Raw genomic sequence first — 15,006 nt, 5'->3', positions numbered from 1 at the left:
CTGTTGACGACTATGTGATCTCCAACATACTATGGCAATAGATCTAATATATCAGTTGACTAACAGTCGGCCACTAGACAATTCGTCGAAGGAGAACACCATGGTTGAACCGCTGATCCGCCCGCTCGCACAGGCGGACCCGGAGGTTGATCAGGCGATCGCCCAGGAACTCATCCGCCAGCAGTCCACGCTGGAAATGATCGCCTCTGAGAACTTCGCCCCCACGGCCGTCATGGAAGCCCAGGGCTCGGTGCTGACCAACAAGTACGCTGAGGGCTACCCGGGCAAGCGCTACTACGGCGGCTGCGAACACGTTGATGTGATCGAACAGCTGGCCATCGACCGTTTGAAGGCCCTGTTTGGCGCAGAATACGCCAATGTCCAGCCCCACTCCGGCGCCCAGGCCAACGCTTCGGCGATGCACGCACTGATCACCCCTGGCGATACGATCATGGGGTTGAACCTCGCCCACGGCGGCCACCTGACCCACGGTATGCGCATCAACTTCTCCGGCAAGCTCTACAAGGTTGTGCCGTACGGCGTCCGCGAGGACACCCACACCGTAGACATGGCCGAAGTCGAGCGCCTCGCTCTCGAGAGCAAGCCGCAGCTGATCGTCGCCGGCTGGTCCGCGTACTCCCGGCAGTTGGACTTCGCTGAGTTCCGCCGCATCGCGGACCTGGTGGGCGCCTACCTCATGGTGGACATGGCCCACTTCGCCGGTCTGGTCGCGGCCGGCTTGCACCCCAGCCCGGTCCCGCACGCCCACATCGTCACCAGCACCACCCACAAGACCCTTGGCGGCCCACGTGGTGGCGTGATCCTGACCAACGACGCCGACATCGCCAAGAAAGTGAACTCCGCTGTCTTCCCCGGCCAGCAGGGCGGCCCGCTGGAGCACGTCATCGCAGCCAAGGCTGTGGCTTTCAAGATGGCCGCCGAGCCGGAGTTCCAGGAACGCCAGGTCCGCGTGCTGGAGGGTTCCAAGATACTGGCCGCTCGCCTCCTGCAGGACGACGTAGCCGCGGCCGGCATTTCCGTGGTCAGCGGTGGAACCGACGTCCACCTGGTCCTCGCCGACCTTCGCCACTCCGTCCTTAACGGCCAGCAGGCAGAAGACACGCTGCACCGCATCGGCATCACGGTCAACCGCAACGCCGTTCCCTTCGATCCCCGCCCGCCGATGGTTTCCTCGGGCCTGCGCATCGGCACTCCCGCCCTCGCCGCCCGCGGCTTCAAAGCTGAGGACTTCACCGAAGTCTCGGACATCATCGCGACGGCGTTGATCGCCGCAGCGAACAGCGGCACCAAAGCCACGGGCTCAGAGACAGGCACCGAAGGTGACGTCTCCCTGGACGAGGCCACCGCCGTCGAACTTCGCAACCGCGTCACAGCACTCGCGGAAAAGTTCCCCCTTTACCCGCACCTCGGAACTGGCAATGGCGCCGCAACCGAGCCCGCAGCAGAACTGATTGGAGCAGCCAAGTGAGTGCAGACCACCTCCCCGAGCACCCGGACTTCCTCTGGCGCAACCCGGATCCGAAGAAGAGCTATGACGCCGTGATCGTGGGCGGCGGCGGGCACGGCCTGGCCACCGCGTACTTCCTGGCCAAGAACCACGGCATGACCAACATCGCCATCCTGGAAAAGGGCTGGCTGGCCGGTGGCAACATGGCCCGCAACACCACCATCATCCGCTCCAACTACCTCTGGGATGAGAGCGCGGCCATTTATGAGCACGCCCTCAAGCTCTGGGAAATCCTCCCGGAGGAGCTTGAGTACGACTTCCTGTTCAGCCAGCGCGGCGTCATGAACCTCGCCCACACCCTGGGCGATGTCCGCGAAAGCGTTCGCCGCGTGGGCGCCAACCGCCTCAACGGTGTCGACGCCGAATGGCTGGACCCGCAGCAGGTCAAGGAACTGTGCCCCATCCTGAACATCAGCGACAACATCCGCTACCCCGTCATGGGCGCTACGTACCAGCCACGCGCAGGCATCGCCAAGCACGACCACGTGGCGTGGGCCTTCGCACGCAAGTGCGATGAACTCGGCGTTGACATCATCCAGAACTGCGAAGTCACCGGCTTCATCAAGGACGGCAACCGCGTCACTGGAGTCCAGACCACCCGCGGAACCATCAACACCGAAAAAGTGGGCCTCTGCGCCGCCGGCCACAGCTCGGTCCTGGCCGAGATGGCCGGCTTCCGCCTGCCGATCCAGTCGCACCCGCTCCAGGCACTGGTGTCCGAACTGCACGAGCCGGTCCACCCCACAGTCGTCATGTCCAACCACGTCCACGTCTACGTCTCCCAGGCCCACAAGGGCGAACTGGTGATGGGCGCCGGCGTCGACTCCTACAACGGCTACGGCCAGCGCGGTTCCTTCCACGTGATTGAGGAGCAGATGGCAGCAGCTGTTGAGCTCTTCCCGATCTTCGCCCGGGCACACGTGCTCCGGACCTGGGGCGGCATTGTGGACACCACACTGGACGCCTCGCCGATCGTGGGACTGAGCCCCGTGGAGAACATGTTCGTCAACTGTGGTTGGGGAACCGGCGGCTTCAAGGGCACTCCCGCGGCGGGCCTGACCTTCGCGCACACCATTGCTACCGGCGCTCCGCACGAGCTGAACAAGCCGTTTGCACTGGAACGCTTCGAGACCGGCGCCCTGATCGACGAACACGGCGCCGCAGCCGTAGCCCACTAGCCAGCACAGGACAGGAAAGACATGCTCCTCATTTCATGCCCCAACTGCGGGCCACGCGACGAAACCGAATTCCACTACGGCGGCCAGGCCCACATCGCCTACCCGGAGAACCCGAACGACCTCACGGACCGCGAATGGGCTGAATACCTGTTCTACCGAGAGAACACCAAGGGCACCTTCGCTGAGCGTTGGGTCCACAGCACCGGCTGCCGGCAGTGGTTCAACATGCTCCGCGACACCGTGAGTTATGACATCCACTCCATCTACGCGATGGGTCAGCCCCGCCCGGACCTCCAGGCAAGCGCTGCCAGCGCGGCGGCCGGAACCAGCCCCAACAGCCAACCGAACCAGCCAGGCGAGTTCACCCAAGCCGGTGACTTCGGCCAGGCCGGCGAACCAGGCCTCGCCCCCGGAGCCGCAACCACCGGCGCCACCGCCCCCACCTCCTCGGAAGGAGTCTGGAAGTGACCAGCAAGAACGCACGTCTCGCCACCGGCGGACGCATCGATCGCAGCATCTCTTGGCGCTTCACCGTGGACGGCCAGGAATTCACCGGCCACCCGGGCGACACCATCGCTTCGGCGTTGCTGGCGAACGGCCACATCAACGCCGGTAACTCGCTCTATGAGGACCGCCCCCGCGGCATCATGGCCGCCGGCGTGGAAGAGTCCAACGCCCTGGTCAAGATCGCCCCCCGCTTCCGAGGGCATGTTGCCGAGTCCATGCTTCCCGCCACCGCGGTTTCGCTGGTGGATGGCATGAACATTGAGCTCCTTTCCGGCTTGGGCAAGCTAGATGCCAACGAGGACAAGGCCGAGTACGACAAGAAGTACGTCCACACCGACGTCCTGGTGGTCGGCGGCGGTATCGCCGGTTTGGCTGCCGCCCGCGAAGCCGTCCGCACCGGTGCCCGCGTCATCCTGATCGACGACCAGCCCGAACTCGGCGGTTCGTTGCTCTCCGGCTCCACCGCGCCGGAGCTCGCCGAGCAGATCGAAGGCCAGCCGGCCCTCGAGTGGGTCGCAGACGTCGAAGCCGAACTGGTTTCCGCGGCTGAATGCACGGTCCTGAACCGCACCACTGCCTTCGGTTCCTACGACTCCAATTACTTCATCGCAGCCCAGAACCGCACGGACCACCTCAGCGTTCCGGCAGCATCGGGTGTCTCGCGCCAGCGTATTTGGCACATCCGTGCCAAGCAGGTTGTCCTGGCTCCCGGCGCCCACGAACGTCCGTTGGTGTTCGAGAACAACGACCGCCCAGGCATCATGCTCGCCTCGGCCGCCCGCACCTACCTGAACCGCTATGCAGTCGCAGCCGGTTCCCGCGTCGTCATCAGCACCACCAACGACTCCGCTTACGCACTTGCCGCGGACCTGAAGGCAGCAGGCGTGGCGGTTGCCGCCGTCGTCGACGCCCGTCCGCAGATCAGCGCCAAGGCCGCTGCCGCCGTCGAGTCCGGTATCCGGGTCCTCATCGGCAGCGCCGTGGCAGACACGTCCGCGGATGAGGCCGGCCGCCTGAATGGCGTCACCGTCCGCAGCATTAACGACGACGGCGAACTCACCTCAGGAGTCGAACAGCTGGCTGCCGATCTGCTGGCAGTTTCCGGTGGCTGGAGCCCGGTGGTCCACCTCCACAGCCAGCGCCAAGGCAAGCTGCGTTGGGACGACGAGCTCGCAGCGTTCATTCCCGTCAAGCCCGTCCGCGACCAGCAGGTTGCCGGCGCAGGCCGCGGCAGCTACGAACTCAAGGACTGCCTGGCCGAGGGCATCTCGGCGGGAGCTGCAGCATCCATCGCTGCCGGCTTCGAGTCCGCGACCACGCCGGTAGAACTGCAGGCTCCCGTGGCGAGCGCTCCGAGCCGCCAGCTCTGGCTGGTCCCCGGGCAGAGCGGCGAGCCCGGCGAGTGGCACCACCACTTCGTCGACTTCCAGCGCGACCAGTCCGTGGCCGACGTCCTCCGCTCCACCGGGGCGGGCATGCGCTCCGTGGAACACGTCAAGCGGTACACCTCCATCAGCACGGCCAACGACCAGGGCAAGACATCGGGCGTCAACGCAATCGGCGTCATTGCCGCGGCGCTGAAGTTCGGTGGCGCTGAAAGCATCCCCGGCGTCGGCGAGATTGGAACCACCGCTTACCGTGCCCCGTTCACTCCGGTGGCCTTTGCGGCCCTGGCCGGTCGCCAGCGTGGTGAGTTGTTCGACCCCGCCCGCGTCACCTCCATCCACCCGTGGCACGTTGCCCAGGGCGCACTGTTCGAAGACGTTGGACAGTGGAAGCGGCCCTGGTACTACCCGCAGGCCGGAGAAGACATGGACACCGCGGTCCTGCGTGAATGCGCAGCCGTCCGCGATTCCGTGGGCTTCATGGACGCCACCACGCTGGGCAAGATCGAAATCCGAGGCAAGGACGCGGGCGAATTCCTGAACCGGGTGTACACCAACGCGTTCAAGAAGCTTGCTCCGGGATCCGCCCGCTACGGCGTCATGTGCACCCTCGACGGCATGATCTTCGACGACGGCGTGACCCTGCGCCTGGACGATGACCGCTACTTCATGACCACCACCACCGGCGGCGCTGCCAAGGTGTTGGACTGGCTGGAAGAGTGGCACCAGACGGAGTGGCCGGACCTCGATGTGGTCTTCACCTCAGTGACCGAACAGTGGAGCACCATCGCCGTCGTCGGGCCGAAGTCCCGCGCCGTGATCGCAAAGGTCGCACCCCAGCTCGCCGAAAACGGCGGACTGGACGCTGAAGCCTTCCCGTTCATGACCTTCCGCGAGACCACGCTCGCCTCCGGAGTGCAGGCACGCGTTTGCCGCATCTCCTTCTCCGGCGAGCTGGCCTACGAAATCAACGTCCCTTCCTGGTACGGCCTCAACACCTGGGAAGCCGTTGCCGCCGCAGGTGCCGAGTTCAACATCACCCCCTACGGCACGGAAACCATGCACGTGCTCCGCGCCGAGAAGGGCTACCCGATCGTCGGGCAGGACACCGACGGCACGGTCACCCCGCAGGACGCGGGCATGGACTGGATCGTTTCCAAGGCCAAGGACTTCATCGGCAAGCGTTCCTACCTCCGGGAAGACGCCAGCCGCGAGGACCGCAAGCACCTGGTCAGTGTCCTTCCCGTGGACCACTCGCTGCGCTTGCCGGAAGGCACGCAGCTCGTGGAAAAGGGCATCCCGGTCAATCCGGCCAACGGACCCGTCCCCATGGAGGGCTTCGTGACCTCCAGTTACCACAGCGCCGCGCTGGGCCGTTCCTTCGCCCTGGCACTCATTCACAACGGCCGCAACCGCATCGGCGAGACCCTGGTGGCCTCACTGGGAGACCAACTGGTGGACGTGGTTGTTGGCGAAACCGTACTTTTCGATGCTGAAGGGACCCGCAAAGATGGCTGAAACAGCAACACCAGCAGAAACCGCACACGTCGACCGCGTCCGGGGTGCCCGCCGCAGCCCGGCCGAGCACCTGGCTGACGCCTTCACCTCCGGCTCCGTGCCGGGAACGGTGACACTCACCGAAATTCCCTACCAGGCCATGGTGGGCGTCCGGGTTAACAGAACGTCCGACGCCGGTGCCCGGGTTGCGTCCGTAACCGGCGGCTTGCCTGCCACGTGCGGTGAGGTAACGGGCGCCGCCGTTTCAGACAAGGGTTCCGTGAACACGCTGTGGCTCGGCCCCACCGAGTTCCTGGTGGTCGCACCGGAGGAAGCCCACGATTCCCTGGGCGGATCCCTGGTCAGCGATCTGACGACAGCGCTGGGCAGCGACGCGGGCCAGGTGGTGGACTTGTCCGCCAACCGCACCACGTTCGAGCTCTCCGGCAGCCACGCCCGCGCCGTGCTGGAAAAGACCTGCTCGTTGGACCTGCACCCGCGCGTTTTCAAAGCCGGCACGGCGGTCTCCACGGAGCTCGCACACATCCCCGTCATGCTCTGGAAGACCTCGGAGGACAGCTACCGGATCTTTCCCCGGGCCTCCTTTGCCGACTTCCTGGGTCGCTGGCTCCTCGACGCCATGCGGGAATACGCCTCCCCTGAGGTCCCCTGATGGCACTGAGCGTGCTTGATCTGTTTTCTGTTGGCATCGGGCCGTCGTCTTCCCACACGGTGGGCCCGATGCGCGCGGCAAAGCAGTTCACGGACGGTCTTGAATCGTCCGGCCAGCTTCCGGCTACGGTGCGCGTCCAGGCTGAGCTCTTCGGCTCCCTGGGCGCCACCGGCCGGGGCCACGGCTCAGACAAGGCCGTGGTGCTGGGGCTGCAAGGCCACTCTCCCGAAACTGTGAACACCCACACGGCCGATGACCAGGTGGCGGCCGCGGCACTTGATGCCGAACTGCGCCTGGGCGGAAACCACCGGGTGGACTTCAACTGGGACGAGGACGTGGTCCTCCACCGCCGCAAGTCGCTGCCGGCCCACCCCAATGGCATGACGTTCCGAGCCTTGGACCACACGGGCAGCGTGCTACGGGAACGCAGTTACTACTCCATCGGTGGCGGCTTCGTCGTGGATGGAGACGTCTCCGGTGCCGACAAGGTTGTCGCAGACGAGACCGTCCTCCCCTACCCCTTCACCACTGCGGACGAGTTGCTGGCCATCTGCGAGCGCGAGGGCAAGTCGATCTCGGACATCATGCTGGCCAACGAGCTCGTGTGGCGCTCTGAAGAGGAGCTCCGGGAAAAACTGCTGGGCATTTGGGCCGTCATGCAGGAATGCGTGGACAACGGCTGCTCAGCCGAGGGAATCCTGCCCGGAGGTTTGAAGGTCAGGCGACGGGCGCCGTCGTTGTTCAAGAAGCTTTCCGAAACGAACGCAGACCTGAAAGGTGCGAACTCGGCCGACCCACTCCTCGCCATGGAATGGGTGAACCTGTTCGCCCTGGCCGTGAACGAGGAGAACGCCGCGGGTGGCAGGATCGTCACCGCACCTACCAATGGTGCTGCCGGAATCGTCCCGGCGGTGCTGCACTACTACACCAAGTTTGTTCCGGGAGCCAACGACGACGGTGTCGTGCGCTTCCTGCTGGCGGCGGCCGCCGTCGGAATCCTGTTCAAGATCAACGCGTCCATCTCCGGCGCCGAGGTCGGCTGCCAAGGCGAGGTCGGTTCTGCCTGTTCGATGGCCGCTGCCGGCCTCTGCGAAGTCCTGGGCGGAACGCCGGAACAAGTGGAAAACGCCGCGGAAGTGGGCATCGAACACAACCTGGGCCTCACCTGCGATCCCGTGGGCGGCCTGGTGCAGATCCCGTGCATCGAACGCAACGCGATCGCCAGCGTCAAAGCCATCAACGCTGCCCGCCTTGCCCTGCACGGCGATGGCAGCCACAAAGTTTCCCTGGACAAAGCCATCAAGACCATGCGCGAGACCGGCGCCGACATGAAATCCAAGTACAAGGAGACCTCCCGTGGGGGCCTCGCCGTCAACGTAGTGGAGTGCTAGCCATGACTGCCATCCAAACTGAAACTGTTACCGGTTCTTCTTCGGAAACGACCGTGGAACACGTCCTCACCCTGGACTGCCCCGAGGGCCCCGGGATCGTGCACGCCGTCTCCGGCTTCCTGCTGGACCACGGCTGCGACATTATCGACAACAAGCAGTTCGGCGACCGTGCCGAGGGCCACTTCTTCATGCGGGTCCACTTCGCGTCCGACGGCGATGCCTCCACTGTTGATGAGTTGCGTTCTGCGTTCTCTCCCGTTGGCGAGAAGTACGGCATGAACTGGCAGCTGGAGCAGCAGGGCTACAAGCGTCGTGTGCTGATCATGGTCTCCAAGTTCGGGCACTGCCTGAACGACCTCCTGTTCCGCGCACGGATCGGAGAGCTCCCCATCGATGTGGTGGGCGTCGTTTCCAACCACACCGACCACCAGGGTTTGGCGGAGTGGCACGGGATCCCGTTCTTCCACATCCCTGTCACGGCAGCCACCAAACCGGCAGCCGAGGGCCGCTTGCTGAAGATCATCGATGAACTGGACGTGGAACTCATTGTCCTGGCCCGCTATATGCAGGTCCTCAGCGACGACCTCGCCCGCAAGCTGGACGGGCGCGCGATCAACATCCACCATTCGTTCCTGCCCAGTTTCAAGGGTGCCAAGCCCTACCACCAGGCGTACGCGCGTGGGGTGAAAACTGTGGGCGCCACTGCCCACTACGTGAACGGCGAGTTGGATGAAGGTCCCATCATCGCCCAGCAGGTAGTGGAAGTGGACCACACGTTCGGGCCGGACGATCTCGTAGCCGCCGGCCGGGACACCGAATGCAAGGCCCTCAGCAACGCCGTTCGCTGGCACTGCGAGGGGCGGATCATCCTGAATGGGAACAGGACGATCGTGTTGAAGTAGGGCATTGCTTACCCGATTCGACGGCTTGCTGCGCTATAGACGGTTTGAGCCGTCGAATGCGCAGCGAGCCGTCGAATTGGCTGTTTAAGGACGCCCGTCCTGAGGGGCCTAGCCGTTGACGGCGTTGATCCACACTCCGATGATCCACGTACTTGCCGCGGCACACGCCAGTCCGAACTCCACCAGGATCCCGATGCCGGTGGCCTTGAGAGCAGCTCCGCTGGAACGGACGGCCGTGCGGAAGTCGCGCGTTCGCTGCACCTCGCTGAGAAGCAGCCCGACGGCGAACCCCACAAACAGCCCCACCACGGGAATCACGAACATGCCCACGACTCCCAGGACCACACCAATCAGTACCGACCGGTTGGGGATACCGTGCTGTTTCAGCTTGCGTCCGGTGAGCACAGCGCTGGCGGCCATGCCGGCCACCACAAACAGCATGCCGACGGCGAAAATCACCCAACCGAGCGGACCAGCACCTCCCCAGATGGCCCAGGCCAAGAGGCTTGCGCCAATGAGGATGCTGCCTGGAAGGACGGGAATGATGGTTCCGGCCACCCCCACTGCAATGGCCAGGCCACACAGGATGGTCACGATGAGTTCGGCGTTCATGATCCTCAGTCTAGGTGCGGTTTGTCATCGGCAAGGGTCCACCTCGTGGTGGTCGTGGGTCACCGTAAGCGGTGCCTACTCGGCGAGCGCCGCGACAACGGCAGCTGCCACGGCTTCGCTGGACTGCGGGTTTTGGCCGCTGATGAGGTTGCGGTCGCGGACCACGTAACTGCCCCACGCCGGGCCGGACTTCACTACGGCGCCGCGCTCTGCAAGGGTGGTGGCCACCAGCCACGGAGTGTTCTCACCTGTGCCGCCCGTCAGTTCTTCTTCATCCGTGAACACCGTCAGCCGGCGGCCGGCGAAGGCAAAGCTCCCGTCCGGGGCGGTGGCACTGAGCAGGCCGGCCGGTCCGTGGCAGAAGGGAGCGATGATCGTGCCGGAGTCATTGGCCTGAATCAGCAGGGCACCCAGATCGGCGTCCGTGGCCAGGTCTGCCATCGGTCCATGGCCACCGGGGAGAACCACGGCATCAAAGTCGGCTACGTTCACTGAATCCAAAGACTCGGGTGCCTCAAGTTCGCCCTCGATGTCCGCAAGGTACTGCTTGAACTCCTGGACCTTCTCCGCGTCCCCCACGATGTCCGGGTTCAATGAACCGGGGTCCACAGTGGGCTTCTTTCCACCCGGGCTGGCGATGGTGATCTCGGCACCGGAGGTTTTGAGGGCCTGATGGGCCACCACCAGTTCCTCGGCCCAGACGCCCGTGGGGTGCTGGGTACCATCGGCAAGTTCGAGGGAATCGGCGGCTGATACGACCATAAGAATGCTGGACATGAGGTTTCCTTTCGTCGGGTAGTCCCCCGATACTGCCCCAGCCACCATCCGGTCCTGCATGGAAAAAGCTGTGGCCCCCATTGGAAATCCTTGGACCTCCCCATGCGAAGATTGCACCGATGGCCACTCACAACCTGGAGCACCTGCGCACGTTCCTCACGGTTTACCGCGTGGGGTCCCTGACCGAGGGCGCAAGAATGCTCGGCATTTCACAGCCCACGGCATCCACCCATGTTCATTCCCTGGAGCAGACCCTGGGCATGCGCCTCTTTGAACGGAACCCGTCGGGCGTCACCCCGACACCCAGGGCTGACGGCCTTGCCCGCGATGTCGGCCCGCACATTGATGCACTGGACGACCTAGCCTTTATGTCTTCCCTGTCCGGCGTTCACGAGTCAATCCACGTCGGTGGTCCGGCGGAGTTCATCACGGCCAGGCTTCTGCCCCATACCCCGGAGCTCATTGAAACCATAGGGACCGGGCTGCGGATCAGGTTTGGTTTGGTGGACGACTTGCTTGAGGACTTGCGGTCCGGCGATTTGGACATCGTGGTAAGCGCCGTCAGGCCGAGGGTGCAGGGCGTCAGCGGCATTCCGCTCTTCGACGAGGAATTCGTCCTGGTGGCCGCGCCGGCTTGGAACGAACGCATCACCGGCGCCGCACCGGCCGACGTGGAGTTGTCCGGCATCCCGGTAGTGGCCTACGCCGAGAACCTGCCCATCGTTCGGCGGTACTGGAGGACCGTCTTCGATCGACGCCCGGATGATCTCCGGACCATCTGCATCGTCCCCGATCTTCGCGGCGTTCGCGCTGCCGTCATGGCCGGCGCGGGAATGTCCGCCTTGCCGCGGTACCTGGTGGAAGACGACCTCACCTCCGGGGCCCTCACCATCCTGCACACACCCGGGTTCGCGCCCCTTAACACTGTGTACCTGGCTACCCGCACCGGCGACCTCGACCGCAAGCCCCAGTTGCGCTCCCTCGCTTCCGCCATCCAGCGGGTAGCGGGATCCTGAGCCGCGGCGTCCTTAAAAGGAGAACGACGGCGACGCTCCCCAGCACGGGAGGCGTCGCCGTCGTCGGTCTTTCGTAGCTTGCCGCTACTCGGCTACGGCAGCCGCAACTGCCGCGGTGACGGCCGGTGCCACGCGGGCATCCAACGGGCTCGGCACGATGTAATCGGCCGAGAGGTCCTCTGCGGCCAGCTCAGCGATGGCGTTGGCAGCCGCGATCTTCATGGCGGGCGTGATCCTGCGGGCCTTGGCATCGAGTGCGCCGCGGAAGATGCCCGGGAACGCCAGGACGTTGTTGATCTGGTTCGGGAAGTCGCTGCGGCCGGTGGCAACAACGGCTGCGTACTTCTGGGCAACCTCGGGAAGGACTTCCGGGTCCGGGTTGGACAGCGCGAACACGATGGACTGGTCATTCATGAGTTTCAGGTGCTCTTCGTCCAGCTTGGAGGAAGAGACGCCCACGAAGACATCAGCACCCGTCAGTCCTTCGCCCGGACCGCCGGAGATGCCGCGGGGGTTGGTGCGCTGGGCCATGCGGGCCTTGACACTGCCGGGGTCGGCCACGAGGTCTGCACGGTCGGCATTGACCACGCCCTTGGAGTCGAGCAGGATGACGTCCTTGATGCCCACGGCGAGGAGGATCTCGGCGATGGCGATGCCTGCGGCACCGGCGCCGGAGACGACAACCTTGAGGCCGGCGAGTTCGCGCTTGGTCACCTTGGCGGCGTTGGTCAGGGCTGCGAGAACAACGACGGCGGTGCCGTGCTGGTCGTCGTGCATGACCGGGCAATCGAGGGCTTCGATGAGGCGCTCTTCGAGTTCGAAGCAGCGGGGGGCCGAAATGTCCTCGAGGTTGACGGCGCCGAAGCTGGGACGGAGACGAACCAGGGTCTCGATGATTTCGTCAACGTCAGTGGTGTTGAGCACCAGCGGGATGGAGTCGAGGTCCCCGAAGGACTTGAAAAGAGCCGACTTGCCCTCCATGACAGGCAGGGAGGCGCTCGGCCCGATGTTACCCAGGCCCAGGACGGCGGTGCCGTCGCTCACGACGACAACCAGGCGCTCGGCCCATGTGTGCGTGCGTGCCAGCTTGGGGTCGGCGTGGATCGCGCGGCTGACCTGCGCTACACCCGGGGTGTAGGCGATGGAGAGGTCCCGCTTGTTGTTCAGTGGAACGGTGCTGGAAATGGTCAGCTTGCCGCCTTCATGGGCTGCGAAGATCTCTTCTTCGGTCAGTACCAGGGCGTCGTTGTCTGTAGCAATTGTCTCGATGGACACGTCTTTGTCTCCTCAGGCTAGCCGTGGACCCACGGCATGGTTCGGGCAGGAACAGAACTGCTGGCGGACCAAGGGTGGCTGGTCCGGCGTTGCTTCTGCAGGTAGGGGCTGCTAGCCGCTTCGGTGTTTCCAGCCTAGGGAGTGCAGGGAGGTACAAGATTCAATACCAAAAGAGACGATTCGAGAGTAAAACGTTCAACCAGTCCCAAATGTGATCTACGTCATGCGAAAAACCGCGTTCATGGACCGCACCGGTCTAGACCAACGCCCGTGTTCATTACTCACCAGTCAGCAGAGAACAGGCCTTCTTCAGGTCTTTCTCCGCTTCGAACAGCGACAAGCGGCGGCACCGAACCGCCTGGACAAGGCCGCTCACCAAATGCAGCAGAATTCTTGCCCGCACCGAATCCTTGCCGGTGTCCTTGCTCAGCGAGCCCACCACCTCCTCGGACAGCGCATCAATCTCCCGTAGCAGCTGCGCGGTGTCATCGTCTTTCCCGGCAGGACGAATGAGGCAGTGCTCCACGCCAGGTTGCATGACCCTCAGGTGGAAGATCTCCATCATCAGACCCGCCAACGCGTGCCCCTTGCCTTCCCGGCGACGGACACCGTCGCGGAGCTCCCTCAACTGCTGCCTGTAGACGGCGAGCATCAGGTGCGCGGTGGAGGGGAAGTAACGGTACAGCGTGCCGAGAGGGATGTCTGCCCGGGCGGCGACGTCGGAGAGGCTCAAGGTATCGAATTGCCGCTGGGCGAAGCCGGCCGCCGTTTTCAGGATGCGGGCATAGCGCAGCTGCTGCCGCGGGGTTGTCGGCGCGGCAGCCATACGGGGCAACCCCGTGGTCAGGTCAAGGGAGTACGGTTCCAGTGAGTTTGATACGGGCATTTCCGGCGATCTCTTGGCAGGCTGACAAGGAAGCGGCCGGCTGGGGTCAAAGACCCGTGGCTGGCCGATCGCATCAATGATACGGGAGCTAAATGACCGTTTCCTGAGAGCCCGCCTGACATGAAGAGCGCACGGCGCTCCCTGTCATTGGCGTTCCGCGCACATACACTGCATGCAGGTTTGCTGCTCACGGAAGGAACGTATACATGGGGACATTTCGACGCCGGATGGCAGCGGCGCTGCTGACCGCCGCTGTGGCGGCCATGGCACTGAGCCCCTTGCCGGCGTCGGCCGCTACAAGCAGTGGACCCGACCCCGTCCTCAGCGGAGAAGCGTTCGTCGGCCAGAAGCTGTCTGCGGACATCGGGCCGTACACGTTCTACGGCTGCGGAGGCGGCAAGGGCCCGGACTTCACCATCTACTGGACCCGGGACGGATTCCTGGTGGCCGGCGAAACGGCACGGACCTACGCCCTGCAGTCTGACGACACCGGGGCCAGGATGGCCGTCCACGTCACTGCCAGCAAAACAGCCTGCGGCGGGGAGTCGTTGCACAGCAACGAAACCAAACCCGTGGGGGCGGCCAACCGCGCGGCGGGCTTCACCGGCCGGAGCTTCGAGCTGCTGGCCCGCGCCAGCGACGGCGCGTTGAACCTCTACCGCCGTCAAGGCAACGCCTGGGACGCCGCCCGGACTGTGGGGTGGGGCTGGAACATTTTCAATCTGACCTTCTCCCCCGGAGACTTCAACGGCGATGGCAAGGGCGATGTCATCGCACGGGATGCCGCTGGAACCCTGTACCTCTACGCAGGGGATGGAACCGGTGGATGGAAACCGGCACAGACCATTGGCAAGGGCTGGAACATCTTTGACACCATCGTCGGGCCCGGTGACTTCAACGGCGACGGCCACAACGATGTCCTTGCCCGCGATCCCGGCGGCACCCTCTACCTGTACCCGGGCAACGGTTCCGGAGGCTGGTTGGCAAGGACCGTCGTCGGGCAGGGCTGGCAGGTGATGGACGCGCTGCTGACGCCTGGGGACTTCAACGGTGACGGCAACGTGGATGTGCTGGCACGGGACCGCAGCGGCTACCTGTACTTCTACGGGGGCAACGGAGCCGGCGGTTGGACCAGGTCATGGCTGATCGGGGTCGGATGGAACGCGTTGAAAGCAGCGGGCGCGGCCGGAGATTTCGACAACGACGGCTTCAACGACGTGTACGGCGTCGATCAACAGGGCCGCTTGGTGATCTATTACGGCAATGGTCGTACCGGATGGCGGGGGTCCGACGTCGCAGGTAATGGTTGGGGCGGTTTCACAGCGATCTTCTAGAGAAATCCCAGCCGCGGTAGAATTAGCCGCATAAAGTCTGGGGAG

13 protein-coding genes are annotated in these 15,006 nt (G+C 64.4%); 9 read left to right on the top strand and 4 right to left on the bottom strand.

Going from position 1 to position 15,006, the window contains the following annotated elements; all coding sequences use genetic code 11:
* Positions 1-100 precede the first annotated feature (100 nt).
* From glyA to purU, 7 genes are read left to right on the top strand one after another with little or no spacing between them, the layout of a single operon-like run.
* Entirely contained in the window at positions 101-1,489 is a 1,389-nt protein-coding gene (gene glyA / locus QF015_RS17065; RefSeq protein ID WP_429390252.1) for a serine hydroxymethyltransferase, read from the top strand.
* Positions 1,486-2,706, top strand: coding sequence for a sarcosine oxidase subunit beta family protein (locus QF015_RS17060; RefSeq protein WP_310207258.1), 1,221 nt, complete (start codon positions 1,486-1,488; stop codon positions 2,704-2,706). Before glyA ends, QF015_RS17060 begins: the two co-directional genes overlap by 4 nt.
* A gap of 21 nt (positions 2,707-2,727) precedes the next feature.
* Positions 2,728-3,174: a sarcosine oxidase subunit delta gene (locus QF015_RS17055; RefSeq protein ID WP_310207261.1), complete on the top strand. Its 447-nt coding sequence runs from the start codon at positions 2,728-2,730 to the stop codon at positions 3,172-3,174.
* Complete coding sequence (locus QF015_RS17050) at positions 3,171-6,116, top strand: sarcosine oxidase subunit alpha family protein (RefSeq protein ID WP_429390251.1); 2,946 nt, start codon at positions 3,171-3,173, stop codon at positions 6,114-6,116. Before QF015_RS17055 ends, QF015_RS17050 begins: the two co-directional genes overlap by 4 nt.
* Positions 6,109-6,768, top strand: coding sequence for a sarcosine oxidase subunit gamma (locus QF015_RS17045; RefSeq protein WP_310207267.1), 660 nt, complete (start codon positions 6,109-6,111; stop codon positions 6,766-6,768). The genes QF015_RS17050 and QF015_RS17045 overlap by 8 nt, the downstream gene beginning before the upstream one ends.
* Positions 6,768-8,159: an L-serine ammonia-lyase gene (locus tag QF015_RS17040; RefSeq protein ID WP_429390250.1), complete on the top strand. Its 1,392-nt coding sequence runs from the start codon at positions 6,768-6,770 to the stop codon at positions 8,157-8,159. The genes QF015_RS17045 and QF015_RS17040 overlap by 1 nt, the downstream gene beginning before the upstream one ends.
* 2 nt (positions 8,160-8,161) lie before the next feature.
* A complete protein-coding gene (gene purU, locus QF015_RS17035; RefSeq protein WP_310207273.1) occupies positions 8,162-9,061 on the top strand; it encodes a formyltetrahydrofolate deformylase in 900 nt (299 codons plus the stop codon).
* 108 nt (positions 9,062-9,169) lie between these two features.
* Here the strand turns inward: purU and QF015_RS17030 are convergent, their stop codons facing one another.
* Both QF015_RS17030 and QF015_RS17025 read right to left on the bottom strand, forming a co-directional pair.
* Positions 9,170-9,673, bottom strand: coding sequence for a DUF456 domain-containing protein (locus QF015_RS17030; RefSeq protein WP_310207276.1), 504 nt, complete (start codon positions 9,671-9,673; stop codon positions 9,170-9,172).
* A gap of 75 nt (positions 9,674-9,748) precedes the next feature.
* The gene (locus QF015_RS17025; protein WP_429390249.1) at positions 9,749-10,450 is read right to left on the bottom strand and encodes a type 1 glutamine amidotransferase domain-containing protein; all 702 of its coding nucleotides are present in this window, start codon (positions 10,448-10,450) and stop codon (positions 9,749-9,751) included.
* A gap of 119 nt (positions 10,451-10,569) precedes the next feature.
* Between QF015_RS17025 and QF015_RS17020 the strand changes: the two genes are divergently transcribed.
* Positions 10,570-11,466, top strand: coding sequence for a LysR family transcriptional regulator (locus QF015_RS17020; protein WP_310207282.1), 897 nt, complete (start codon positions 10,570-10,572; stop codon positions 11,464-11,466).
* Between the two features lie 84 nt (positions 11,467-11,550).
* Here the strand turns inward: QF015_RS17020 and QF015_RS17015 are convergent, their stop codons facing one another.
* Both QF015_RS17015 and QF015_RS17010 read right to left on the bottom strand, forming a co-directional pair.
* Positions 11,551-12,741 (bottom strand): NAD(P)-dependent malic enzyme, encoded by a 1,191-nt coding sequence (locus QF015_RS17015; protein ID WP_429390248.1) that lies wholly within the window; start codon positions 12,739-12,741, stop codon positions 11,551-11,553.
* Between the two features lie 277 nt (positions 12,742-13,018).
* The gene (locus QF015_RS17010; protein WP_310207288.1) at positions 13,019-13,627 is read right to left on the bottom strand and encodes a TetR/AcrR family transcriptional regulator; all 609 of its coding nucleotides are present in this window, start codon (positions 13,625-13,627) and stop codon (positions 13,019-13,021) included.
* Between the two features lie 206 nt (positions 13,628-13,833).
* Between QF015_RS17010 and QF015_RS17005 the strand changes: the two genes are divergently transcribed.
* Positions 13,834-14,961 carry an FG-GAP repeat domain-containing protein gene (locus QF015_RS17005; RefSeq protein ID WP_429390247.1) on the top strand — a complete coding sequence of 376 codons (1,128 nt, stop codon included), beginning with the start codon at positions 13,834-13,836 and terminating at the stop codon, positions 14,959-14,961.
* The last annotated feature ends 45 nt before the right edge of the window (positions 14,962-15,006 follow it).

The organism is Paenarthrobacter sp. TE4293 (genome assembly GCF_050435325.1).
Classification (GTDB): Bacteria; Actinomycetota; Actinomycetes; order Actinomycetales; family Micrococcaceae; genus Arthrobacter; species Arthrobacter nitroguajacolicus_C.
This window is presented reverse-complemented; position numbering and strand designations above follow the sequence as displayed.